The 24,719-nt window shown below is 44.7% G+C and carries 17 protein-coding genes, 7 tRNA genes and 3 rRNA genes; 8 read left to right on the top strand and 19 right to left on the bottom strand.

Translation table 11 applies throughout. The annotated features are described in order from the left end of the window. Positions 1-21 precede the first annotated feature (21 nt). The 10 genes from NST24_RS01080 to NST24_RS01035 form a co-directional block, all read right to left on the bottom strand. Positions 22-1,428, bottom strand: a complete 1,407-nt coding sequence (locus NST24_RS01080) for a YbbR-like domain-containing protein (RefSeq protein WP_035704327.1) — start codon at positions 1,426-1,428, stop codon at positions 22-24. Beyond that, positions 1,421-2,242 (bottom strand): diadenylate cyclase CdaA, encoded by an 822-nt coding sequence (gene cdaA / locus NST24_RS01075; RefSeq protein ID WP_008344027.1) that lies wholly within the window; start codon positions 2,240-2,242, stop codon positions 1,421-1,423. Before cdaA ends, NST24_RS01080 begins: the two co-directional genes overlap by 8 nt. Positions 2,243-2,445: 203 nt before the next feature. Then, a complete protein-coding gene (gene rsiW / locus NST24_RS01070; RefSeq protein ID WP_008344028.1) occupies positions 2,446-3,072 on the bottom strand; it encodes an anti-sigma-W factor RsiW in 627 nt (208 codons plus the stop codon). A gap of 14 nt (positions 3,073-3,086) precedes the next feature. Further along, positions 3,087-3,650 carry an RNA polymerase sigma factor SigW gene (gene sigW, locus NST24_RS01065; protein WP_007498553.1) on the bottom strand — a complete coding sequence of 188 codons (564 nt, stop codon included), beginning with the start codon at positions 3,648-3,650 and terminating at the stop codon, positions 3,087-3,089. A 185-nt stretch (positions 3,651-3,835) separates the two neighbouring features. Beyond that, positions 3,836-4,747 (bottom strand): arginase, encoded by a 912-nt coding sequence (gene rocF / locus NST24_RS01060; RefSeq protein ID WP_163116234.1) that lies wholly within the window; start codon positions 4,745-4,747, stop codon positions 3,836-3,838. A 136-nt stretch (positions 4,748-4,883) separates the two neighbouring features. Next, a tRNA-Gln gene (locus NST24_RS01055) sits at positions 4,884-4,955 on the bottom strand. A gap of 4 nt (positions 4,956-4,959) precedes the next feature. Further along, positions 4,960-5,044: transfer RNA gene (locus tag NST24_RS01050), tRNA-Tyr, on the bottom strand. Between the two features lie 28 nt (positions 5,045-5,072). Next, a tRNA-Thr gene (locus NST24_RS01045) sits at positions 5,073-5,145 on the bottom strand. 3 nt (positions 5,146-5,148) lie between these two features. After that, positions 5,149-5,224 (bottom strand) — tRNA-Val (locus NST24_RS01040). Between the two features lie 6 nt (positions 5,225-5,230). Continuing rightward, positions 5,231-5,305: transfer RNA gene (locus NST24_RS01035), tRNA-Glu, on the bottom strand. Between the two features lie 220 nt (positions 5,306-5,525). On the opposite strand from NST24_RS01035, the gene murQ reads away from it, so the two are divergent. The 6 genes from murQ to NST24_RS01005 are packed head-to-tail and all read left to right on the top strand — an operon-like array spanning position 5,526 to position 13,255. Continuing rightward, the gene (gene murQ / locus NST24_RS01030) at positions 5,526-6,437 is read left to right on the top strand and encodes an N-acetylmuramic acid 6-phosphate etherase (RefSeq protein WP_045035284.1); all 912 of its coding nucleotides are present in this window, start codon (positions 5,526-5,528) and stop codon (positions 6,435-6,437) included. 12 nt (positions 6,438-6,449) lie between these two features. Then, positions 6,450-7,319 (top strand): MurR/RpiR family transcriptional regulator, encoded by an 870-nt coding sequence (locus NST24_RS01025; RefSeq protein WP_342462183.1) that lies wholly within the window; start codon positions 6,450-6,452, stop codon positions 7,317-7,319. Next, positions 7,316-8,695, top strand: a complete 1,380-nt coding sequence (locus NST24_RS01020; RefSeq protein ID WP_203144033.1) for a PTS transporter subunit EIIC — start codon at positions 7,316-7,318, stop codon at positions 8,693-8,695. The genes NST24_RS01025 and NST24_RS01020 overlap by 4 nt, the downstream gene beginning before the upstream one ends. 12 nt (positions 8,696-8,707) lie before the next feature. Continuing rightward, positions 8,708-10,063: a penicillin binding protein PBP4B gene (pbp4b, locus tag NST24_RS01015; RefSeq protein WP_060832001.1), complete on the top strand. Its 1,356-nt coding sequence runs from the start codon at positions 8,708-8,710 to the stop codon at positions 10,061-10,063. Positions 10,064-10,076: 13 nt separating this feature from the next. Then, positions 10,077-11,996 (top strand): glycoside hydrolase family 3 protein, encoded by a 1,920-nt coding sequence (locus NST24_RS01010; protein ID WP_342462182.1) that lies wholly within the window; start codon positions 10,077-10,079, stop codon positions 11,994-11,996. Between the two features lie 11 nt (positions 11,997-12,007). After that, positions 12,008-13,255: a DUF1343 domain-containing protein gene (locus tag NST24_RS01005; RefSeq protein WP_342462181.1), complete on the top strand. Its 1,248-nt coding sequence runs from the start codon at positions 12,008-12,010 to the stop codon at positions 13,253-13,255. A 38-nt stretch (positions 13,256-13,293) separates the two neighbouring features. Here NST24_RS01005 and NST24_RS01000 read toward each other — a convergent pair whose 3' ends face one another. The 7 genes from NST24_RS01000 to NST24_RS00970 all read right to left on the bottom strand — a co-directional run bounded on the left by NST24_RS01000 (position 13,294) and on the right by NST24_RS00970 (position 21,154). Then, positions 13,294-14,259: a bile acid:sodium symporter family protein gene (locus tag NST24_RS01000; protein ID WP_048002340.1), complete on the bottom strand. Its 966-nt coding sequence runs from the start codon at positions 14,257-14,259 to the stop codon at positions 13,294-13,296. Positions 14,260-14,320: 61 nt separating this feature from the next. After that, entirely contained in the window at positions 14,321-15,760 is a 1,440-nt protein-coding gene (locus tag NST24_RS00995) for a SulP family inorganic anion transporter (protein ID WP_342462180.1), read from the bottom strand. Positions 15,761-16,122: 362 nt separating this feature from the next. Further along, positions 16,123-16,195, bottom strand: a tRNA-Thr gene (locus NST24_RS00990). A 1-nt stretch (position 16,196) separates the two neighbouring features. Beyond that, a tRNA-Asn gene (locus NST24_RS00985) sits at positions 16,197-16,271 on the bottom strand. A gap of 43 nt (positions 16,272-16,314) precedes the next feature. Further along, positions 16,315-16,430: ribosomal RNA gene (rrf, locus tag NST24_RS00980) — 5S ribosomal RNA — on the bottom strand. Between the two features lie 61 nt (positions 16,431-16,491). Next, positions 16,492-19,422, bottom strand: a 23S ribosomal RNA gene (locus NST24_RS00975). Positions 19,423-19,605: 183 nt separating this feature from the next. Then, positions 19,606-21,154, bottom strand: a 16S ribosomal RNA gene (locus NST24_RS00970). Together the 16S, 23S and 5S rRNA genes with 2 tRNA genes alongside form the textbook arrangement of a ribosomal RNA operon. Positions 21,155-21,529: 375 nt before the next feature. On the opposite strand from NST24_RS00970, the gene pdaB reads away from it, so the two are divergent. Beyond that, on the top strand, positions 21,530-22,294 hold the full coding sequence (gene pdaB / locus NST24_RS00965) for a polysaccharide deacetylase family sporulation protein PdaB (RefSeq protein WP_017366469.1): 765 nt from the start codon (positions 21,530-21,532) through the stop codon (positions 22,292-22,294). Here the strand turns inward: pdaB and NST24_RS00960 are convergent. Further along, on the bottom strand, positions 22,287-22,889 hold the full coding sequence (locus NST24_RS00960) for a KinB-signaling pathway activation protein (protein WP_008345196.1): 603 nt from the start codon (positions 22,887-22,889) through the stop codon (positions 22,287-22,289). The two genes, pdaB and NST24_RS00960, sit on opposite strands and share 8 nt — an antisense overlap. Before the next feature lie 90 nt (positions 22,890-22,979). Between NST24_RS00960 and gerD the strand changes: the two genes are divergently transcribed. Further along, the gene (gerD, locus tag NST24_RS00955) at positions 22,980-23,558 is read left to right on the top strand and encodes a spore germination lipoprotein GerD (RefSeq protein ID WP_007496366.1); all 579 of its coding nucleotides are present in this window, start codon (positions 22,980-22,982) and stop codon (positions 23,556-23,558) included. 38 nt (positions 23,559-23,596) lie between these two features. Here the strand turns inward: gerD and NST24_RS00950 are convergent, their stop codons facing one another. Then, on the bottom strand, positions 23,597-24,655 hold the full coding sequence (locus NST24_RS00950; protein ID WP_110487782.1) for an Mrp/NBP35 family ATP-binding protein: 1,059 nt from the start codon (positions 24,653-24,655) through the stop codon (positions 23,597-23,599). Positions 24,656-24,719 lie beyond the last annotated feature (64 nt).

Raw genomic sequence — 24,719 nt, 5'->3', positions numbered from 1 at the left:
CAATCGCTCCTTTTTTACCATTCAAGAGGACGCTGCGTCCTCTTTGTTATCTTCTTTGACCCGCTGTCTTTGACTCGATTCTTTTTTTGCTTTATCTTGTGTTGATTCCTTTTGACTCTTCTCTTCCTGATCATCATCGGATGATTGATCTTTTCGATCATTCGTAGAAGCCGGCTGATCTTCTGTATCAGTAGAAGTCAGTTTCACTTTGACCTTCGATCTAGATAATGTCCATGTCACATTTTGAGGGCCATTCACTTGTACTTTGACCTCATGTGTTCCTTCGTTTAAGTCCCCGACATTGATATAGGCTTCAATATCTGAAGCCTTTAGTTTATCAATTGCACTCTTTGATCCTTTTGCTGTTAGTGTGAGACGCCCAGAAGACGGACTCACAAATGCAGAGCTAAGATCCTTGCTCAGACCCACGACAGAAATTGGAACATTATCGATCTTTTTTTCTTCAGCTGTTGCAACCTTCACTTTGATTTTAACAGTTTCAGGTGATACCTTTTTCACACCATCTGGCAGTGGAATGTCGGCATCAATCTCTGTATCATCTTTAATCTTGCTTAGGTCGAGCTTAACGCCGTCAATAAAATCAAGTGCATCCAGCACCTTTTGAGAACCGTAGACTGTAACCTCACTTGGGCTTGTCTCGATACTTGAGATACTGATCCCATCTGGCAAGCTGCCCGTCCGCTCAATCTTAAACGGAACTTTCTTGCTTGGACTCGTAATCGGGACCGTAATATCTACCACAGACGGACTCACTTCGACTGGCAGCTCATTCCCACTGCTATCATACACAGTGAGCTTCGCTTCTTTCTCAATTTGCTGATCGACATCCTCTAAGTTCACAAATGCTTTAATGACAGAAATTTTGTCGATCACATCTTTCGAGCCAGTAACCGTGACATTTTTCGGATTCACAATAGGCTGCTCTGGTGAATAGCCGTCTTTGATTTTATTTTGATTATAAAATTCAGTTTCAACAGGGAATTCAGCTGTCGTTTTTTCTTGTATCGTCACAGTCGTCACAGACGGATTAATCGTTAACGTGATTCCTTTCGATACATCTCTTGCCTTCAATTCGACTTTATGTGTACCTGTCGTCAGGTTTTGCATATCTGCGTAAATTTCAAAATTTTTCGTTTGTCTTGCTGTTTTCACAGCACTAGTTGATCCTTTAATCGTGACATTGACTGTCTGCGGCACACCAGTGACTACATACTTTTCGTCATCATAATATGCTTTAACAGGTATGTCCGTTAAGGTTGCTTCGTCTGTTGTCGATGTTGGGAAAAAGGATTCACCGATTTTTTTCGGCGTGGGCGCTTGCGCTGAATTGACTGCACCATACAGCAATAAAGCGAAGACCAATGCAAGAAACTTAACGGCCCAGCGATTATTCAAAATCTTATCCATTTTTCTTGCCCCTCCAATACCATTTGGTCGAGGAAGCATCTTTGCTGTTCTTACTAAACTCAGCAATCAGCATTTCTTCAAGCGCTTCTTCTGTCAATTCTCGATGGAGATCACCATTTCTTGCGACACTAATGCCGCCTGTCTCCTCGGAGACAATGACGGTTAAACTGTCCGTTACTTCACTAATACCAACTGCCGCGCGGTGACGTGTACCGAGCTCCTTAGAGATAAAAGGACTTTCAGACAGCGGTAAATAACACGCTGCAGCTGCAATCTCATCACGCTTCATAATCACAGCGCCGTCATGAAGCGGTGTATTCGGAATGAAGATATTAATCAGCAGCTCAGAACTGACCTTTGCATTTAAAGGAATTCCGGTCTCTATGTAATCATTCATTCCAGTGTCGCGCTCAATCGTTAATAGCGCGCCTATTCTTCGTTTTGCCATATAGTTAATTGCTTTTGTAATTGCCTCGATCGTTTTCTGCTGCTGTTCCTCTACAGGTGTTCCGCTTCTAGAGAAGAAACGGCCGCGCCCAAGCTGCTCAAGCGCTCTCCTTAGCTCTGGCTGAAAAATAATAATGATCGCAAGGAACCCCCACGTAATCGCTTGATCCATCAGCCATTGAAGTGTGTTAAGACCGAGATACGCACTCCCCATCCTGACGAGAACAATGACGACAATTCCCTTTAAAAGCTGAACCGCTTTTGTTCCGCGGATGACCATCATTAATTTATATATCACATACCAAACAACGAGAATATCAACAGCATTACCGAGGTACTGCAAAAAAGGAATATCCCCTAAAGCCATTTCCTCGTCCTCCAGAATTTTCAGTTATTCTTCGTTCGATTTATTTTTTATAAAAAAAGAGCCTATGTGTAAGTACATAGCGTGGCTATTATACCACATTTTGTTTCAGCAAGGAAAATAGTTGCCATATCTGGCTGGCATTCAAGTCTGTCCATCAATAGAAAAAGAGCAGTCCCTTAGAGACTGCTCTCACACTGTTTGATTTACTTTTGTTCCTCTGGCCCAATGACCCGCATCACGTCTTGTGCTGTAGACTTCATTTTGTACCAAACCCAATCAAACACTTCATTAATTTCATTGATTTGACCAGTGACTTGTCCGGCAGAAGCAGTCAGCTGTTCTCCATTGACGACTGTTACGTTTCCATCAACCTTGCCTTCTACAATCAGCTTGCCATTTTTCACAGTGACGTCACCTTTGACGGTTTCCCCTTTAGGTACCGTCACTGTATCATTTTCAACCACGAGATTCGGCTGCTTTGACACACTGAAATTATGATCCGTATTCCAGCTAGTAAACAGACTGCCTCCCATCAATATGACAAAGAGGGCAGCGGCGACCATTAGCGGATGAGCTTTGATCCATCTTTGAATCGACACACGCTTTTTCTCCTTTGGAAGACCTGCCATCACCTTTGCAGTGAAATCAGATGGTGCTTCTATATGAGATGTACTCTGCACGAGCGCGATGGATTTCTCAATTTGTTGAAAATGAGTACGGCATTCCTCACACGATTGCAGATGGCTCTTTAATTCTTTTTCATCTTCGGGCTCTATGTCCCCGTCTAAATACTGATGCATAAGCAGGACGATTTTTTCCTGACAGCTCATCAAAATCACCTCACTCAAAGGTCTCTCAACTGTTTCCGGAGAGCCTCTCTACCCCTGTGTATTCTCGTTTTCACCGTACCAACTGGTATATTCAGAATCTCACTAATTTCTTTTAACGAGAGTTCATCAATATACTTTAATACGATGACCGAGCGATATTTATCGGGTAATCTTAAAATTTTTTGCTGAATGGTGCTCGATAATTCAAGCGACACCACCTCGTCCTCTGGCAAAATGCCGTCAGCCGCAATTTGAGAATACATATTCAGTCCTTCTGTCCCTGCCACCTCTGCATCTAAATAATAATCCGGCTTTTTTTTACGAATACGGTCGATGGTCAGGTTGGTTGCAATGCGATACAGCCACGTGGAAAACTTACGATTCACATCAAAGCTCTCAATATTCACATAGGCACGAATAAACGCCTCCTGCGCAATATCTTCTGCTTCATGTGCATTCCCAAGCATACGATAGCACAGCTGATAAATTTTGTCTTTATACAGGTCTACGATGTCTGCAAATGCGTTCTGGTCGCCTTTTTTCACTTGCTTAATTCTCTTTTTAATCATTGTTTCCATAGTATATTCAACCTCTGCCTTCACCGGTCTTTATGTATACGAACCTCGTTCCAAAAGGTTTCATTCTCCTCTAAAAAATAGTGTAACAAATTTTTGACAGCATGTTACGCTTATCAGCCGGTAAAAACCTTAACATATCCTTAAATTTCCCCAAAATTAAAAAAAGAACGGGAACAAGTCCCGCTCTATAATAGCTTTTCACCCATTAAAGAACCAATTAATGCAACTGCCGCTTCTGCTGTTTTATTTTTCTCATCTAATACCGGATTCACCTCAACAAACTCAGCAGAAGTCAAAATACCTGCTTCCTCTAAAAGCTCCATTGCTAGATGACTCTCCCTATAACTGACGCCGCCAGCAACCGGCGTTCCCACGCCAGGGCACTCTGCAGGATCTAGCCCATCTAAATCAAGCGACAAATGAACACCATCTGTTCTTTCTTTTAAATAGGCAATGGCTTCCTCCATTACTCTCGTCATCCCTAATCGATCGATTTCATGCATCGTATACACTTTAATGCCTTTTTCTCTAATCAATGCCCGCTCTCCTTCATCTAAAGAACGAGCACCGATCAAGATCACATTCTCAGGCTTTACTTTAGGTGTATAACCGCCAATATTGATTAGATCAGCATGCCCAAAGCCGAGACTGACAGCAAGCGGCATCCCATGAATATTTCCAGAAGGAGAGGTTTCCTCTGTATTTAAATCACCATGCGCATCATACCAAATGACACCCAAACTTTTATAATGCTTGGCTACACCGGCTAGTGTACCAATTGCAATGCTATGATCCCCGCCTAAAATCAGCGGAAACGAACCTGACTGCACAATACTGCTAACCTTTTCAGCAAGAAGCTGGTTTGCGCCAGCATTCTCCGTTAAGTTTTTCAGTTTTTCACTTGTATAGAGACCTTTCTCATCATCTCTTTGCTCAACAGGAATATCCCCTAGATCTTCGACATCAAATGAAAGCGATTCCAATTTTTCTTTTACACCAGCACAGCGAATAGCACTCGGCCCCATATCGACGCCCCTTCTCATTTGACCGAGATCCATCGGCACCCCGACAATTGTGACCTTCTTTTGATCTCCCATATGTACATCCCCTTTCCGTTCATGCTTATATTTTACTTTCTCGGTGCCTTCTGACTCAACTCAACAATATTTTGAATAGTTATACATTCCAATCGTCAAAATAAAAAAAGACACCTTTTTAAAAAAGGTGTCTTAACTGGGCTAGCTGGATTCGAACCAACGCATGACGGAGTCAAAGTCCGTTGCCTTACCGCTTGGCTATAGCCCAAAAATGGTGGAGGGGGGCGGATTCGAACCGCCGAACCCGGAGGGAGCGGATTTACAGTCCGCCGCGTTTAGCCACTTCGCTACCCCTCCACATATGGAATTGATAAAAGAAAAACAGTGCCGGCAAGAGGACTTGAACCCCCAACCTACTGATTACAAGTCAGTTGCTCTACCAGTTGAGCTACACCGGCATATGGTGGAGGATGACGGGCTCGAACCGCCGACCCTCTGCTTGTAAGGCAGATGCTCTCCCAGCTGAGCTAATCCTCCACATGATGGTGACCCGTACGGGATTCGAACCCGTGTTACCGCCGTGAAAGGGCGGTGTCTTAACCGCTTGACCAACGGGCCAGTTTGTCAAGTTTACTGTTTCCGTGAAGCTGACAAAAGTTATTATATACAGGTTGTCCCCCTTTTGTAAAGGGGATTTTTATTTTTTTTATTTTCTAACTATTCAACCCTCATCAGCACAACATTTCGACTGAAATATAATTTCAGTATTTAAATATAATATTGAAATTTCATGTCATACTCAATATACTGAAAATGAAGAAATAAGGAGGTATGTCACATGCAGCCATCTCAACTGCGTTCTTTGACAACAGAATCAAGAAACCCTAACACCATGAGAATTTCACAAGCAAGCCCGCTAGAAATACTCCAAATGATAAATGCGGAAGATATGAAGGTCGCTCAAGCCGTCAACCGTGTCCTTCCAGACGTAAAGACAGCAAGTGACTTGGCCTTTGAATCCATCTCGAATGGGGGCAGACTCATTTATCTAGGCGCTGGAACAAGTGGCAGAATTGGGGTAATGGATGCGGTCGAATGTCCACCTACCTATAGCATTTCACCTGATGTCATCGTAGGCATCATGGCCGGTGGAGACTCTGCCTTTTCACATGCAGCAGAAGATGTGGAAGACAGTGAAGAAGCTGGTCAAAAAGATTTAGAACACATTCACCTAACATCAAAAGATACGGTTGTCGGAATCGCGGCGAGCGGTAGAACACCCTATATCATTGGCGCTTTAAACTATGCTAGAACCATTGGAGCAAAAACAGTAGCCCTCAGCTGCAATGAACAAGCAGAGATTAGCGAACTAGCAGACTGCGCCATTGAAGTCGTCGTAGGAGCAGAAGCCATCACTGGATCAACACGAATGAAAGCCGCATCCGCTCATAAAATGATTTTAAATATGCTTTCCACCTCTGTCATGATCAGACAAGGCAAAGTATATGAAAACCTGATGGTAGATGTAAAAGTAAGCAATCATAAACTGAAAGAACGCGCCATCACCATCATTCAGCATGTGACCAATGCTTCCTACGAACAAGCCGTAAAAGCCCTTGAAGCAGCCGATTTAGAAGTTAAAACAGCCATCGTCATGCTCCAAACCAAAACAGATAAAAAGACAGCCAAAGACCTGCTCAACAAAGCAGATGGTCACATCGACAAAGCCATCTTACGTCATCAATCTTAAAGGAGGAAACTCATGTCAGCAGGCGGACTCACCCTACTACACACAATGAAATCAAAGCTTCCCCAATCTGAAAAAATCATTGCAGACTATATCCTTGCCCATCCTGACAAAGTCATTAAAAGCACAGTGCATGAAATCAGTCAGGCTGCCGGCGCAAGCGGCTCTGCCGTCATCCGCCTCTGTAAGTCTCTCGGGCTGGATGGCTATCACGACTTGAAAATGCGGATCGCTGGAGACTTAATGCACACTGATAAACAAGGCTACCGGGATATCGAACAAGATGAACCACTTCAATCCATTATTCAAAAGACAGCAGGAAACACCATTCAATCGATCAAAGATACAGCCTCTATTTTAAATGTAGAAGCTTTAGAAAAAGCTGTTCAACTGCTGCTGAATGCAAACCAAATCCATTTTATCGGTGTGGGTGCATCTGGCATCGTCGCAGCTGATGCCCAGCAGAAATTTCTCAGAATCAATTATGCAGCCACAGCCTTCACTGACATGCACATCGCATCTACGGTCATCGCAAATGCTGGAAAGAATGACATTGTGTTCGGTATATCCTTCTCAGGAGAAACGTTAGACATCATCCAAGCCCTTCAGCTCGCAAAAGAAAATGAAGTGAAAACCATTGCTTTAACGCATCCAGGGCATACAAGCGTTTCTGCATTGTGTGATGTTCATCTATCGACGTCTGGTTCCAATGAAGCACCTTTTCGCAGTGCTGCCACTTCCTCTAGAATGGCACAGCTCTATTTAATCGATGTCTTGTTCCTCAGTTTAGCCTCCCGTCAATATGAACAGACAGCACAATATATTGACAAAACAAGGCATGCCATCCGCTCCATGAAACGAAAAACAAAGGGGGATTCAACATGAGTCATCAAAAAAAATATCAGCAGTTGGCGAAAGACATCCTTTCACTCTGTGGTGGTTCTGAAAACATCTCTTCCCACACACATTGTATGACACGTCTCCGAATTACACCCATTGATCGTGAAAAAGTGGAAACCACCGCGATCAAAGAACTCGATGGCGTCATTGGCGTCGTCGAAGCGGAAACACTGCAAATCATTTTAGGCACAGGTGTTGTCAACCAAGTATCAAGTGCGTTTGAACAGCTGCTCAATGCCTCAGGTTCATATGACTTAAACAACGAAGCACAGAAAAACAAACAAGCCATTTCACAAAAGAACCGCACACCATTCAAGCTGTTCTTACGGCGGATCGCCAGCATTTTCATTCCCATTATTCCAGCACTCGTTGCATCGGGTCTTATAACGGGTATTACAAAAGCGGTCGTGCAAGCAGGCTGGCTCGATGAAAAATCTCAAGCTGCGATTATCCTAACCGTTATAGGCTCAGGCTTGTTTGCTTATCTCGGTATATTAGTAGGAACAAACGCCGCAAAAGAATTTGGTGGCTCTCCTGCATTAGGCGCATTAGCAGGTATTCTCATCATTAACCCAGCTGCCGCTGATATTATGTTATTTGGCACTAATATTCTACCAGGTAGAGGCGGACTTATCGGTGTTCTTCTTGCAGCTATTTTTATGGCACTTGTTGAGACCCGGATCAGACGCTTCGTCCCGCAATCACTCGATATCATCGTCACACCAACAATCACACTACTCATTACAGGCATTTTCACGTACGTTATCTTCATGCCAGTCGGCGGATTTATATCTGATGCCATCACCTCTGGACTTACTTATCTATTAAACATTGGCGGTATTTTTGCCGGATTTGTTCTTGGTGCTACCTTCCTTCCTCTTGTTGTCACTGGACTTCACCAAGGCCTAACACCTATTCATATGGAACTGATTAATTCAATTGGAGATGACCCGCTTCTGCCAATCCTCGCTATGGGAGGCGCAGGACAGGTCGGTGCTGCTTTTGCCATTTATATGAAAACAAAAAAGAAAAAGCTGAAAAGAGCCATTGCAGGCGGACTTCCTTCAGGAATGCTTGGAATTGGAGAACCGCTCATTTTCGGTGTCACACTCCCGCTCGGAAGACCCTTCCTCACTGCTTGTCTCGGCGCAGGAATCGGCGGAGCATTTCAAGCCTATTTCCAAATCGCCACTAAAGCAATAGGGGTATCAGGTCTCCCATTAACCTTTATCGTTCACACACATCAAATGCTGCTTTACTTAATAGGTCTCTTCATTGCATATGTCGCTGGATTTATCTTCACATACTTATTCGGATTTCATGATGATATGGCTGTTGAATTCGAGGAAAATAAGCAATAGGAGGTCTAGCTCTTGAAGAAATATTTTCTCATCATCACAAGTCTGTTCATGCTCCTAGGGTTACCAGTACAAACATTTGCAACTAGCTCCCATCCTGTATCGTCTTTGTCTAAAACAGCACCTGAAGAATATCCCGTCTTAAAAAAAGCAAAACGACCGGAACAAGTAGGTTTTTCTTCTAGGCAGCTTAGGAAGGTTGATCACATGATTCAAAACGATATCAAAGCAGGGTTTCCAGGGGCAGCACTCATCATTATCAAGGATGGTCAGATCGTCCATCAAAAAGCCTATGGCTACAGACAAAAATATAAAGGGACAACAGAACTCAAATTCTATAAGAAAATGAAAAAGAACACACTGTTCGATTTGGCATCCAATACAAAAATGTATGCCACCAACTATGCCCTGCAAAAGCTAGTATATGAACAAAAACTAGATGTAAATGAAAAAATACAAACCATCCTGCCTGACTTTCAAGATGAACCAGATGCAAAGGTAACCGGCAAAGATCAGCTTCGAGTCAAGGATCTTCTCACCCATTCTGCCGGACTGCCTTCCAGTGTTTTATTTTATAGCAAAGAGCAAGCGGGCTCTTTTTTCTCTCAAGATAGACAAACAACCATGAAATGGCTGCCAAAGGTGCCTCTGCAATACAAACCAGGCACTCAGCATATTTATAGTGATATTGATTACATGCTGTTAGGCATGATCATTGAGAAAAAAACCGGTATGCCACTTGATCAATATGTAGAGTCGACGATTTATCGACCGCTTGGTCTAAAACATACCATGTTCAATCCGCTGAAAAAGGGATTCAAGCCAAAGCATTTTGCAGCAACCGAGCGTCTAGGCAATACAAGAGATGGTGTCATTGATTTTGAAAACATTCGCAGGTATACCTTGCTAGGTGAAGTCCACGATGAGAAAGCCTATTACTCAATGGCAGGTGTCTCCGGACATGCTGGACTTTTCTCTAATACATCAGATATGGCCGTACTGCTTCAGCTGATGCTCAATAAAGGAGGCTATGGGAAAACAACCATCTTTGACCAAGCTTCTATCGATCTCTTTACGGAATCATCAGACACGAACCCAACTTACGGGCTAGGCTGGCGGAAAAACGGCAATACTGACATGGAATGGATGTTTGGGAAATACGCAAGTAAAGAAGCGTATGGACACACAGGCTGGACCGGAACGATGACATTGATTGATCCAAAACACAATCTAGGCGTCGTCTTGCTGACAAATAAAAAGCATTCACCCGTCGTTTCACCTGAAGTCAACCCAAATCAATTTGAAGGTGACCTTTTCCCAACTGGTACTTATGGAAGCATCATGACCGCAATCTACGAATCTTTTAAGTAAAAGGAGGAATTCGATGTTAAAAGCTCTGTTCCCTGCTGCACTCGTTTTGGCCCTGCTCACCTCTTCCATTCCAACGGAAAAGGTGAGCTCCGCCCCTCTCCCAACTGCCAAACAAATGGTTCAGGACATGTCCTTGGATGAAAAAATTGGCCAAATGCTCATGCCAGACTTTCGCAATTGGCAAGCAGAAGGTGAATCCGCTCCTACAGGCTTCACAAAAATGAATAAAGAAGTTTCTTACCTTGTAGAGAAATATCATTTAGGTGGTGTCATCTTATTTGCAGAAAATGTCGTTGATACGAAACAAACCGTCAAACTCACACATGAATTTCAACAAGCATCACCCAACATTCCTTTACTCATTTCCATTGATCAAGAAGGCGGAATCGTCACAAGACTACAAAAGGGAACACATTTCCCAGGAAATATGTCGATTGGTGCCTCTCGAAGTAAGAAAAATGCTTATGACACTGGAAAAATCATCGGCAAAGAATTAAACGCTCTAGGTATCAATACAAATTTCTCTCCTGTTCTTGATGTAAATAATAACCCGAATAACCCCGTCATCGGTGTCCGTTCCTTTAGCTCTGACCCTGAACTTGTCACAAGACTTGGTCTGCAAACCATGAAAGGACTTCAAAAGGAAAAGACCATTTCCACATTAAAGCATTTCCCGGGACATGGTGATACAGCTGTTGATAGTCACTACGGTCTTCCGCTTGTCGAACATGATCTAGATCGTCTTAAAAAGGTGGAGCTGTATCCATTTCAACAAGCAATCAACGCAGGGGCAGATATGGTCATGACCGCTCATGTTCAATTCCCAGCCATTGATGACACAACGTATAAAAGCAAAAAAGATGGCGAGGACATTATGGTTCCAGCAACCTTATCAAAAAAAGTCATCACAAACTTATTAAAAGAAGACATGGGCTTTCAAGGAGTGGTTGTAACAGACGCCCTCAATATGAAAGCGATTGCAGATAACTTCGGACAGGAAGAAGCTGTGGTAATGGCTATTAAAGCAGGCGTCGACATTGCCCTCATGCCAGCACCTGTCACGTCCTTAAAGACAGAAAAAAACCTAGAGAATGTGTTCAATGCTTTAAAAAGAGCAGTTCTCACAAAAGAAATTCCAATGTCACAGATCAATCAATCTGTCGAAAAAATCCTTCAATTAAAGATCAAACGCGGCATCATTTCCGCCAATAAACCAGTAAGCCTTGAGAAGAAAATCAAAAAAGCCACACAGCTCGTTGGTCAAAAGTCGCACCGAAAAGCAGAACAAAAAATGGCACGTGAAGGAATCACTCTCCTTAAAAACAACGACAAAACCTTGCCTTTTAAGCCTAAAAAGAATGACAAAATCTTGTTCATGGCACCGTACGAAGATCAAACAAAAGCAATGTCCGTCACAATTGAATCACTAATCAAACAGAAAAAGATCAAACCTGTGCGTATCCAATCATACGCATTTGCAGATAAGAGCTTCTCCAAAGAAACAGCCAAACTCATTCAAAATGCTGACTATGTCATTACCGGCTCTTACGTTGTCCAAAATGACCCGGCTGTGAATGATGGCGTCATTGATGACGGTGTACAGGATCCGAAAAAATGGGCAACGGCCTTCCCTCGTGCTGTCATGAAAGAAGCAGCAGCACAAAACAAAAAATTGGTCATCATGAGTCTCCGAAACCCTTATGATGCGGCAAATTTTGAAGAAGCCGATGCCTTACTAGCTGTGTACGGTTTTAAAGGGTACTCAAACGGACAATTCAATCAACCGAATATTCCTGCGGGACTAGAAGTGATTTTTGGAGCGGCCTCACCTAAAGGGAAATTACCCGTCGCTATCCCATCAGTCACTCATCCTAATCAAACCCTTTACCCATTTGGCTATGGACTCAATTTAAAAGGAAAACAGATCAAATAGGAGGGATTCTCTTGAAAAAGACAGCAAGCTTGATACTCGCTAGCATTCTCATGATCAGCACATTGACCGCCGCCTCCCCCGCAGATTCAGAACGAACAGATACAAAAGGAAAAAAAGCAACAGTCAAAACAGGTATCGAAACATTACTCTCAAGTAACCTCTCTTGGCTTAAAGGGAAAAAAGTAGGGCTTATTACGAATCCTACAGGCATTGATGCAAACATGAAAAGCAGTGTCGATCTGCTATTTGAACACCCCGATATTAAACTGACTGCCTTGTATGGGCCTGAACATGGCGTCCGCGGTGATGCACAAGCAGGAGAAGGCGTCGAATCGTATACTGACGAAAAAACAGGCCTGCCTGTTTACTCTCTTTATGGAAAAACAAGAAATCCAACTCCTGAAATGCTCAAAAATGTAGATGTCCTGCTATTTGATATTCAAGACGTTGGTGCTCGTTATTACACCTATATTTACACGATGGCCTATGCAATGGAAGCAGCTAAGGAAAACAACATTCCATTTGTTGTCTTAGATCGTCCAAACCCAATAGGTGGGGTAAAAGTAGAAGGACCCGTATTAGAGCCAGAACACGCCTCTTTTGTAGGTCTCTATCCCATCCCATTAAGACATGGGATGACAACTGGAGAACTTGCATACATGTTTAACAAAGAGTTTCATATCAACGCTGATGTAAAAGTGATCAAAATGAAACATTGGAAACGATCCATGACGTTCGATGACACGAAGCTGCCGTTCGTCCTCCCTTCACCTAACATGCCGACCGTTGATAGTACCTTTGTTTACCCAGCAACAGGATTAATCGAAGGCACAAACGTTTCTGAAGGCAGAGGAACGACAAAACCGTTCGAACTCATTGGCGCTCCATATATCAATAGCAATGAGCTAGCAGATCATTTAAATGGGTTAAAACTAAAAGGCGTTCAATTTAGACCTGTCTCATTTACCCCTACCTTTTCAAAACATGCCGGGACTTTGTCTCATGGGGTACAGCTGTATGTCACAGACCGAAAATCATTCGAAGCAGTCAAAACAGGTCTATCCATCATCAAAGCAATTCATGACTTGTATCCTAATGACTTTCAATTCCTACAAACAGGCAGCTTTGATAAACTCATCGGGAATAGCTGGATCAAAGAAGAAATCAATAAAGGCACTTCTATCAAACACATCATGAAACAATACCACCATGACCTAAAGACATTCGAAAAGAAACGGAAGAAATACCTCATCTATTAATCGCAAAAAAGCCTCCACCTTAAAGGATGGAGGTTTTTTCATGATAAAGACTTAGTCACAGCAGGTACTTTCAGCTCGAAACGATGAAGTAAAAAGCCAAACAAGGCTGCAAGCACTTGCTGAAACAGCATGCCAATCACAACAGGAACAGCAACAGCAGGCGGGAAAAAGCTAATGGCAAGCACAGCACCCGCGCTAATGTTCCGCATACCGCCCGTATACACAATCGCCACAATTTCTCCTTGGGTACATTTCATCGCCTTTCCAATCAACCACGCAAACGCATACCCACTCATCGCAATGAAAAAGACAGTCGCTGCTTTGCTAAAAAATGCAACATCCAGTTCACGCAAATATGGGGCGACAACAGAACTGTTAATCGATACGACAACAAACAAGCCTAATTTTGAAAAAGGAGCCAAGGTCTGACTCATTGCTTTTGTCACCGATGGCTTTGCATACTGACGAACGAGCATCCCTAAAATAGAGGGCAGCACCACCATACCGAATAGTCCTTTCATGATCGCCACCATGTCCATATGGACCTGTGTACCAACGAAGATTGACAAGCTTACTGGTACAATCAATGGCGAAAGCAATGTATCAATTAATATGATAGATAACGTTAACCCCACATTTCCTTTATACATTGCCGCCCATATTAAACTAGACACACCTGTCGGAATCACCATCGCAAGCGTCAAACCGGTGATCGTCATAGAATCACCTGCAAATATCAAATGCCCCGCTGACCATGCATAAAGGGGCATCAGCACATGCAAAATCATAAACGATAAAATCAAAGGCAATGGATGCATCACCGTATGCTTTAAAGCTGAAAAAGTAGATGACAAGCTCCCTGAAAATGTCATCACAGCAAACACCCAAGGCACCAAAAAGGTGAAATCTTTTAAATACGCCGCCAATAATACACCAAGTAGCACGCTGACAGGCGTAATGAGCGGCATCATCCGGCCGAGCACCTGATTCAAACGGACAAGCATGCCGGCCACCTCCATCCTTCACTTTCTTCCTTGTTCTATTGTAACAAACAGAAAAGTCTCTTTAAGATCCGATCACTTGTTTCATAAGTTTTTGACTAGACGTATCCATTCCAACTACGTCCACCTCTACACCAGCTGTACGATATTTTTCCTTCACACGTTCAATCGCGGCCACACCTGATTCGTCCCATATACGCGCTTCAGACAAATCAATCACAACCGTTTTCAGGTCGTTTCCATGATGGAAGGCTTGAATCAATTCAGTCACGGAAGCAAAGAAAATTTGTCCCTTAATTCGATAAATCCATGTACCAGCTTGGCTTTCTGTAGAGGTGATATGAAGTTTTGATATTTTAGCCACAAAGAATACGGCACTAAGCAGCACTCCTGCAAAAACACCCTTGGATAAATCATGAGTGAACACCACCGTCACGACCGTGACAAGCATCACAAGAGAATCTGTTTTTGGGTTCTTTTTCAGCTGCTGGAATGAACTCCAATCAAAGGTACCAATAGAAACCATGATCATGACAGCCACAAGAGCAGCCATGGGAATTTGAACAACCACATCACCGAGCACAAAAATCAATACCATTAAAAATGCACCAGCCACAAAGGTAGAAAGCCTGCCTCGTCCCCCTGCCTTTGTATTAATCACAGATTGACCAATCATCGCACAGCCAGCCATACCGCCAAAAAATCCTGCCACCACATTGGCAATTCCTTGGCCTCTCGCTTCCTTATTTTTACGACTAGACGTTTCCGTCATATCATCTACAATCTGTGCTGTTAATAAAGATTCAAGTAAACCAACCATCGCAAGTGCTAAGGAATAAGGAAAAATGATAGCAAGTGTTTCCCAGCTAAACGGTACATTGGGAATAAGAAAAGTTGGCAAAGAGCTAGGAAGCTCTCCCATGTCCCCAACCGTTCTGACATCAATATGCCCAAATACAGCAATCATCGTCATCACAATAATTGCAATAAGTGGAGAGGGAATAACTTTTGTGACCATCGGCAATACATAAATGATCAACAATGCTCCACCTGTCATGACATACATAGCCATGGATTCCCCAACGAAATGCGGGAGCTGTGCCATGAAGATCATAATTGCCAATGCATTAACAAAACCAACCATCACAGACCTCGGAATAAATTTCATCAGACGAGAAACACGGCACACTCCAAACACAATTTGAATCAAGCCTGTTAAAATCGTAGCTGCGAACAAATACTGCAATCCATGATCTGCAATTAAATTGACCATGACCAGCGCCATAGCACCAGTAGCGGCAGAGATCATACCTGGCCGTCCACCAACAAACGAAATCACAATCGCAATACAAAACGAAGCATACAAACCGATCTTAGGATCAACGCCCGCAATAATCGAAAACGCAATCGCCTCAGGAATCAAAGCCAAGGCCACTAAAATACCCGCCAGCACATCCTGACGCACATGTCCAAACCATTCTTGCTTTACAAATAAATCTTTCAAACCATCTACTCCTTTTTATATACATACCGTACAAGGAAAAAGTAGGCGAATAAAAACCGGAGATACAGAAAGGAAAAAACAATAACCATTCAATTTCGGGGAAAAAGAGGCACGTACAGAGTCTTTTGTTTGAGAGGGTGTCATCACTTTAGTAAGGATAAAAGAAATACGCCGAAGAATCAAGAACAAATAGAAGGAGTATATAGAAAGCTAAGGCAAAGCTTCCATCAAAATCGCTCGAGTCATTTTCTATTTTCATGAGCCTGACTAAGATCAATAAACGTCAACTTATTTTAAAACAAACAAAAAAAGCCTTCTCATCAACGAGAAACCTTAACATTTACCATTATCATATAGAGGAAAGCTTCCAAGCGGGCTCGAACCGCTGACCTCTTCCTTACCATGGAAGTGCTCTACCTACTGAGCTATGGAAGCATGGCTCCGCAGGTAGGACTCGAACCTACGACCGATCGGTTAACAGCCGATAGCTCTACCACTGAGCTACTGCGGAATGGATAAAGTAACTTCTTCCATTGGAAGGATATAAACAAAAAGCTTGGCGGCGTCCTACTCTCACAGGGGGAAACCCCCAACTACCATCGGCGCTGAAGAGCTTAACTTCCGTGTTCGGTATGGGAACGGGTGTGACCTCTTCGCTATCGCCACCAAACCTGATGGAGAGAATGTTCTCTCAAAACTAGATAACAATGTTCACGCTTCACATTAGAATATAGGTTAAGTCCTCGATCTATTAGTATCTGTCAGCTCCACGTGTCACCACGCTTCCACCTCAGACCTATCAACCTGATCATCTTTCAGGGATCTTACTTCCTTGCGGAATGGGAAATCTCATCTTGAGGGGGGCTTCATGCTTAGATGCTTTCAGCACTTATCCCGTCCGCACATAGCTACCCAGCGATGCCCTTGGCAGAACAACTGGTACACCAGCGGTGCGTCCATCCCGGTCCTCTCGTACTAAGGACAGCTCCTCTCAAATTTCCTGCGCCCGCGACGGATAGGGACCGAACTGTCTCACGACGTTCTGAACCCAGCTCGCGTACCGCTTTAATGGGCGAACAGCCCAACCCTTGGGACCGACTACAGCCCCAGGATGCGATGAGCCGACATCGAGGTGCCAAACCTCCCCGTCGATGTGGACTCTTGGGGGAGATAAGCCTGTTATCCCCGGGGTAGCTTTTATCCGTTGAGCGATGGCCCTTCCATGCGGAACCACCGGATCACTAAGCCCGACTTTCGTCCCTGCTCGACTTGTAGGTCTCGCAGTCAAGCTCCCTTGTGCCTTTACACTCTGCGAATGATTTCCAACCATTCTGAGGGAACCTTTGGGCGCCTCCGTTACATTTTAGGAGGCGACCGCCCCAGTCAAACTGCCCACCTGACACTGTCTCCCTGCCCGATAAGGGCAGCGGGTTAGAAGGTCAATACAGCCAGGGTAGTATCCCACCGATGCCTCCACCGAAGCTAGCGCTCCGGTTTCCAAGGCTCCTACCTATCCTGTACAAGCTGTACCAACATTCAATATCAGGCTGCAGTAAAGCTCCACGGGGTCTTTCCGTCCTGTCGCGGGTAACCTGCATCTTCACAGGTACTATAATTTCACCGAGTCTCTCGTTGAGACAGTGCCCAGATCGTTGCGCCTTTCGTGCGGGTCGGAACTTACCCGACAAGGAATTTCGCTACCTTAGGACCGTTATAGTTACGGCCGCCGTTTACTGGGGCTTCAATTCGCACCTTCGCTTACGCTAAGCGCTCCTCTTAACCTTCCAGCACCGGGCAGGCGTCAGCCCCTATACTTCGCCTTACGGCTTCGCAGAGACCTGTGTTTTTGCTAAACAGTCGCCTGGGCCTATTCACTGCGGCTTCTCGGGGCTTTAACACCCTAAGAAGCACCCCTTCTCCCGAAGTTACGGGGTCATTTTGCCGAGTTCCTTAACGAGAGTTCTCTCGATCACCTTAGGATTCTCTCCTCGCCTACCTGTGTCGGTTTGCGGTACGGGCACCTCTCACCTCGCTAGAGGCTTTTCTTGGCAGTGTGGAATCAGGAACTTCGCTACTAAATTTCGCTCGCCATCACAGCTCAGCTTTCACGGGAAACGGATTTGCCTATTTCCCAGCCTAACTGCTTGGACGCGGATATCCAATACCGCGCTTACCCTATCCTCCTGCGTCCCCCCATTGCTCAAATGGTGAGGAGGTGGTACAGGAATATCAACCTGTTGTCCATCGCCTACGCCTTTCGGCCTCGGCTTAGGTCCCGACTAACCCTGAGCGGACGAGCCTTCCTCAGGAAACCTTAGGCATTCGGTGGACGGGATTCTCACCCGTCTTTCGCTACTCATACCGGCATTCTCACTTCTAAGCGCTCCACCAGTCCTTCCGGTCTGACTTCACTGCACTTAGAACGCTCTCCTACCACTGTTCGTAAGAACAGTCCGCAGCTTCGGTGATACGTTTAGCCCCGGTACATTTTCGGCGCAGAGTCACTCGACCAGTGAGCTATTACGCACTCTTTAAATGGTGGCTGCTTCTAAGCCAACATCCTGGTTGTCTAAGCAACTCCACATCCTTTTCCACTTAACGTATACTTTGGGACCTTAGCTGGCGGTCTGGGCTGTTTCCCTTTCGACTACGGATCTTATCACTCGCAGTCTGACTCCCAAGGATAAGTCATCGGCATTCGGAGTTTGACTGAATTCGGTAACCCGGTAGGGGCCCCTAGTCCAATCAGTGCTCTACCTCCGAGACTCTTACCTTGAGGCTAGCCCTAAAGCTATTTCGGAGAGAACCAGCTATCTCCAGGTTCGATTGGCATTTCACCCCTACCCACACCTCATCCCCGCACTTTTCAACGTGCGTGGGTTCGGGCCTCCATTCAGTGTTACCTGAACTTCACCCTGGACATGGGTAGATCACCTGGTTTCGGGTCTACGACCACGTACTCATGCGCCCTATTCAGACTCGCTTTCGCTGCGGCTCCGCATCTTCTGCTTAACCTTGCACGGGATCGTAACTCGCCGGTTCATTCTACAAAAGGCACGCCATCACCCGTTAACGGGCTCTGACTACTTGTAGGCACACGGTTTCAGGATCTATTTCACTCCCCTTCCGGGGTGCTTTTCACCTTTCCCTCACGGTACTGGTTCACTATCGGTCACTAGGGAGTATTTAGCCTTGGGAGATGGTCCTCCCGGATTCCGACGGAATTTCACGTGTTCCGCCGTACTCAGGATCCACTCTGGAGAGAACAACATTTCAGTTACAGGGCTGTTACCTTCTTTGGCGGGCCTTTCCAGACCTCTTCGCTTATATCGTTCCTTTGTAACTCCGTATAGAGTGTCCTACAACCCCAAGAGGCAAGCCTCTTGGTTTGGGCTGTTCCCGTTTCGCTCGCCGCTACTCAGGGAATCGCATTTGCTTTCTCTTCCTCCGGGTACTTAGATGTTTCAGTTCCCCGGGTATGCCTTCTCATACTCTATGTATTCAAGTATGGATACTACTCCATTACGAGCAGTGGGTTTCCCCATTCGGAAATCTCCGGATCAAAGCTTGCTTACAGCTCCCCGAAGCATATCGGTGTTCGTCCCGTCCTTCATCGGCTCCTAGTGCCAAGGCATCCACCGTGCGCCCTTTCTAACTTAACCATTTCTTACTTTAGAAAGAATCACTATGTGTGATGAACTTTGCATTGCATTCAATGTGAATGTATTACTTATTGTTATCTAGTTTTCAAAGAACAATCCTGTCTCGCTAGAGACATGTTTTGAAGGAATGATCCTTCAAAACTAAACAAGACGAAAAACGTACGCTGCTCCATATATCCTTAGAAAGGAGGTGATCCAGCCGCACCTTCCGATACGGCTACCTTGTTACGACTTCACCCCAATCATCTGCCCCACCTTCGGCGGCTGGCTCCATAAAGGTTACCTCACCGACTTCGGGTGTTGCAAACTCTCGTGGTGTGACGGGCGGTGTGTACAAGGCCCGGGAACGTATTCACCGCGGCATGCTGATCCGCGATTACTAGCGATTCCAGCTTCACGCAGTCGAGTTGCAGACTGCGATCCGAACTGAGAACAGATTTGTGGGATTGGCTAAACCTTGCGGTCTCGCAGCCCTTTGTTCTGTCCATTGTAGCACGTGTGTAGCCCAGGTCATAAGGGGCATGATGATTTGACGTCATCCCCACCTTCCTCCGGTTTGTCACCGGCAGTCACCTTAGAGTGCCCAACTGAATGCTGGCAACTAAGATCAAGGGTTGCGCTCGTTGCGGGACTTAACCCAACATCTCACGACACGAGCTGACGACAACCATGCACCACCTGTCACTCTGTCCCCGAAGGGAAAGCCCTATCTCTAGGGTTGTCAGAGGATGTCAAGACCTGGTAAGGTTCTTCGCGTTGCTTCGAATTAAACCACATGCTCCACCGCTTGTGCGGGCCCCCGTCAATTCCTTTGAGTTTCAGTCTTGCGACCGTACTCCCCAGGCGGAGTGCTTAATGCGTTAGCTGCAGCACTAAGGGGCGGAAACCCCCTAACACTTAGCACTCATCGTTTACGGCGTGGACTACCAGGGTATCTAATCCTGTTCGCTCCCCACGCTTTCGCTCCTCAGCGTCAGTTACAGACCAGAGAGTCGCCTTCGCCACTGGTGTTCCTCCACATCTCTACGCATTTCACCGCTACACGTGGAATTCCACTCTCCTCTTCTGCACTCAAGTTTCCCAGTTTCCAATGACCCTCCCCGGTTGAGCCGGGGGCTTTCACATCAGACTTAAGAAACCGCCTGCGAGCCCTTTACGCCCAATAATTCCGGACAACGCTTGCCACCTACGTATTACCGCGGCTGCTGGCACGTAGTTAGCCGTGGCTTTCTGGTTAGGTACCGTCAAGGTGCAAGCAGTTACTCTTGCACTTGTTCTTCCCTAACAACAGAGCTTTACGATCCGAAAACCTTCATCACTCACGCGGCGTTGCTCCGTCAGACTTTCGTCCATTGCGGAAGATTCCCTACTGCTGCCTCCCGTAGGAGTCTGGGCCGTGTCTCAGTCCCAGTGTGGCCGATCACCCTCTCAGGTCGGCTACGCATCGTCGCCTTGGTGAGCCGTTACCTCACCAACTAGCTAATGCGCCGCGGGTCCATCTGTAAGTGACAGCCGAAACCGTCTTTCATCCTTGAACCATGCGGTTCAAGGAACTATCCGGTATTAGCTCCGGTTTCCCGGAGTTATCCCAGTCTTACAGGCAGGTTACCCACGTGTTACTCACCCGTCCGCCGCTAACATCCGGGAGCAAGCTCCCTTCTGTCCGCTCGACTTGCATGTATTAGGCACGCCGCCAGCGTTCGTCCTGAGCCAGGATCAAACTCTCCGAAAAAGTACAAAACCGAAGTTTTGCTTTTCGCCAGTTTGACTGACTACCTATGATGTATCATAGGATTTTTTTATAAAAACTCGAATTAACAGGTACGTTTTGTCTTGTTTAGTTTTCAAAGATCATCTTCGCCGTTCTTAGCGGCTTTAATAATATAACATTTCGCTTCATCTTATGTCAACAACTTTTTTCAAGTTTATTTCCCGAAGCGTTTGTGTTTGTCACTGTGTGTCAGCGACGATTAATAATATATCACGAAAACATTCTGTTGGTCAACGCCTTTTCAGAACTTTTTTTAAAATAGTTTTATCGTGCATGTTAAACCCTTGTCCTGCATACAATCAAGTAACAATCTTGGACAAGGCAGGAGTGTTTGAATTGAGTCGATTATATGTGTTGCCTATTAAACGGCTGAAGCAAGTAGTCATTATTCTTGTAGCAGCCCTTGCAGCTGCAACCTTTTTTTATGTACAAAAGGCACCGCCGCTGTCGGTATTTAAAACAGAACAAGGACCCCGAGCAATTTATAAAGGAGAGACCTCATCAAAACACGCATCCCTTACGTTTAATATTGGCTGGGGAGACGAGAAGGCTGTTCCTATTTTAAATGTCCTCCGAGAGTACGATATAAAGAACGCCACTTTCTTTCTGTCTGCTTCTTGGGCTGAGCGTCACCCGGATATTGTGAAAAGGATTAAAGAGGACGGCCATCAAATCGGCAGCCTTGGCTATGCATATAAAAATTATAGCCAGCTTGAAGAAAACGAAATTAAGCGTGATCTTGTCCGTGCACAAAATACATTCCAAAAGCTTGGACTGGAAGACATTCAATTATTAAGACCGCCAACTGGGCAATTTAATGAAACGGTATTGAAAATTGCAACACAGTATGGATATACCGTTGTCCATTACAGCATCAATTCTCAAGATTGGCTGAACCCGGGCGTCGACCAGATTGTTCATAATGTAAATGATCGAATGAAAAGCGGAGACATCATTCTCCTTCACGCCTCAGATTCAGCCACCCAAACCGCTCAAGCCTTACCAGCCATTTTAAAACACTTAAAAGACAAGAATTTAAGAAACGTCACGGTTGGCGAGCTTATCTCTAATACAAAAACAAAGTCAACTGAGGTTAAGTAGCTTTTGCTTTTGAAAACCGCGGCATAGCTAATAACTGAAACGCATTACAACCTAATAGCGGGAATAGCATTAAATATAGCCAGTCCTCTTCATTGACTCTAAGCGCCGGAAACCATTCTAACGACGTGATGACGACCATGAGAAACATTGCAGAAATAAATGTTTTCTTAGAGGACTGCTGCTGTTTAAAATAAGACACGATCAATGCAAACACACCGATAAAAACAGGCAGCCACAAGTATGGAAGAAATGATTCATTCTCCCCGAAAAACAAAAACCGCAAATAAGCTAAATCAAACAGCACGAAAATCACAAGGAATAACTGAATGGTATTCCATAAAGAATGCGATCTGAAAATCTCCAGCGCAAACCGGTGCACTGTCAAAAAGACAACAAACCCCATTTGACTGATTACACTAAAGATCATCCCCACACCAATAAACCAAAATAACACAGACGCAATCTCTAAAATCTCAAACGATACAAACAGCTTCTGATATTTCCCCCACTCCAGCGCAAAACCTACCACGCTTGTAATGACCGCTCCAACAGCCAGCACAGAGAAGAAAAAACGAACTAAATCCCGACTTTTCATTGAAATGACCCAACCCCTATTTTTGTTATGTATAAATTCATGTGAAACATTCATATTAAAAGTAAGACATGTAACGAAAGGAGCCACAGTATGTCAAAAGGCATCTTGCGTATAATGAGCTGTTTTCTTCTTTTATCTCTAACAGCTTGTGCTCCCAAAACCCAATCCTCATCTAATATGGACTATGACGAAACGAAAAAAATGGTCGTCGATATTTTGAAAACAGATGACGGTAAAAAGGCCATTCAACAGTTATTAAATGACGAGGCAATGAATGAAGCTTTGGTAATGGATGAACAAACTGTGAAAAAAACAATAGAGAAAACACTGACTTCTGATAAAGGCAAAGAGTTCTGGAAGAAGGTCTTTGAGGATTCTAAATTTGCCGAGACTTTCGCAAAATCCATGCAGCAACAGCATGAAAAGATGTTAAAACAATTGATGAAGGACCCTGACTATCAACAAATGATGATGGATATTCTCAAGGATCCTGAAATGGAAAAGAAATACGGTGAACTGGTCAAAAGCAAAGAGTTCAGAAAGCACTTAGAGAAAGTCATCACAGAAACATTGAGCAGCCCTCTCTATAAGAAGAAGTTCGAAGATGAGCTAAAAAAAGCAGTCTCTGAAAGCAGCAATGATTCCGGTTCACAAGGAAGCGGCAGTTAAACATCACCCGAGTGGCACAAGGTCCACTCGGGCTTTCATTATGCTTTCACTGTTAATTGTTCTATGACTTTATTGGCAATGTGTTGATACACTTCCCCTGTCGGATGACTCGCATCATAGACAGAAGGTGCAAAATCGTCCTCATTCCAATCAGGCTGTCTTAAAGGGATTTGACCAAGAACTGATACACGCAGCTCCTCCGCCAGCTTGTCCCCGCCGCCCTTTCCAAAGACATATTCCTTCTCACCTGTTTTTTTGCTTTCATAGTAACTCATATTCTCAACGACCCCTAGCACCTCGTGATCTGTTTGCAGTGCCATTGCGCCTGCTCTAGCAGCAACGAAAGCCGCTGTTGGATGCGGTGTCGTCACAATGATTTCTTTACAGCTCGGAAGCATCGTATGAATATCAAGTGCCACATCACCTGTTCCAGGCGGAAGGTCTAATAGTAAGTAATCTAATTCTCCCCACTCTACTTCGTGGAAGAAGTTATTTAGCATTTTACCAAGCATCGGTCCTCTCCAAATGACCGGTGCGTTTTCTTCAACAAAAAAGCCCATTGAAATCACTTTGACGCCAAAGCGTTCCACAGGAATAATTTTTTCCCCTTTAACTGTCGGTCTGACGGTGATTCCCATCATATCCGGTACGCTAAAGCCGTAAATATCAGCATCGATCAGTCCCACTTTTTTCCCTAGACGAGCCAGTGCCACAGCCAGGTTAACGGAAACAGTTGATTTCCCAACTCCGCCTTTTCCACTCGCAATCGCTAAGAACACAGGTGGATTTTTAGAGTTGAGCAAATTTTCTTCCTCATCTTGTGACGGCATAAACCTTTCAAGCGTTTCTTGAGGCAGTTCTTCAAAACGAAGTCCTACAGTGTTCGCGCCGGCTGCTTTTAAAGCTTGTACGATGTCTTGCTGCAGCTTCATCTGCTCAGCAGTGCCTGTTTTGGCAATCGCCACTTTTAAGCTCACATGCTCTTTTTCAGGCTTTAGGCTGATTTCCTTGATGGCATCCAGCTCACCAAGCGGTATATGAAGGAAAGGTTCGTCCATCTTCCCAACTAGTTTTCTCACATCATCTTGTCCGATCATAGCAGAACCTCACCCTTTATTGAATTCGTTTACAATCCAAGTATATCATACATATCCTTACAAT

Source organism: Bacillus sp. FSL R5-0286 (genome assembly GCF_038593245.1).
In the GTDB taxonomy this organism is placed as follows: Bacteria; Bacillota; Bacilli; order Bacillales; family Bacillaceae; genus Bacillus; species Bacillus altitudinis.
The sequence above is the reverse complement of the archived record's forward strand: the minus strand, read 5'-3'. Positions and strand labels throughout refer to the sequence as shown.

What these genes read in the sequence shown, in the direction of transcription:
- NST24_RS01080 (WP_035704327.1), bottom strand. Translation starts at nt 1,428, where the DNA reads ATGGATAAGATTTTGAATAATCGCTGGGCCGTTAAGTTTCTTGCATTG.
- cdaA (WP_008344027.1), bottom strand. Translation starts at nt 2,242, where the DNA reads ATGGCTTTAGGGGATATTCCTTTTTTGCAGTACCTCGGTAATGCTGTT.
- rsiW (WP_008344028.1), bottom strand. Translation starts at nt 3,072, where the DNA reads ATGAGCTGTCAGGAAAAAATCGTCCTGCTTATGCATCAGTATTTAGAC.
- sigW (WP_007498553.1), bottom strand. Translation starts at nt 3,650, where the DNA reads ATGGAAACAATGATTAAAAAGAGAATTAAGCAAGTGAAAAAAGGCGAC.
- rocF (WP_163116234.1), bottom strand. Translation starts at nt 4,747, where the DNA reads ATGGGAGATCAAAAGAAGGTCACAATTGTCGGGGTGCCGATGGATCTC.
- murQ (WP_045035284.1), top strand. Translation starts at nt 5,526, where the DNA reads ATGCAGCCATCTCAACTGCGTTCTTTGACAACAGAATCAAGAAACCCT.
- NST24_RS01025 (WP_342462183.1), top strand. Translation starts at nt 6,450, where the DNA reads ATGTCAGCAGGCGGACTCACCCTACTACACACAATGAAATCAAAGCTT.
- NST24_RS01020 (WP_203144033.1), top strand. Translation starts at nt 7,316, where the DNA reads ATGAGTCATCAAAAAAAATATCAGCAGTTGGCGAAAGACATCCTTTCA.
- NST24_RS01010 (WP_342462182.1), top strand. Translation starts at nt 10,077, where the DNA reads ATGTTAAAAGCTCTGTTCCCTGCTGCACTCGTTTTGGCCCTGCTCACC.
- NST24_RS01000 (WP_048002340.1), bottom strand. Translation starts at nt 14,259, where the DNA reads ATGCTTGTCCGTTTGAATCAGGTGCTCGGCCGGATGATGCCGCTCATT.
- NST24_RS00960 (WP_008345196.1), bottom strand. Translation starts at nt 22,889, where the DNA reads ATGAAAAGTCGGGATTTAGTTCGTTTTTTCTTCTCTGTGCTGGCTGTT.
- gerD (WP_007496366.1), top strand. Translation starts at nt 22,980, where the DNA reads ATGTCAAAAGGCATCTTGCGTATAATGAGCTGTTTTCTTCTTTTATCT.
- NST24_RS00950 (WP_110487782.1), bottom strand. Translation starts at nt 24,655, where the DNA reads ATGATCGGACAAGATGATGTGAGAAAACTAGTTGGGAAGATGGACGAA.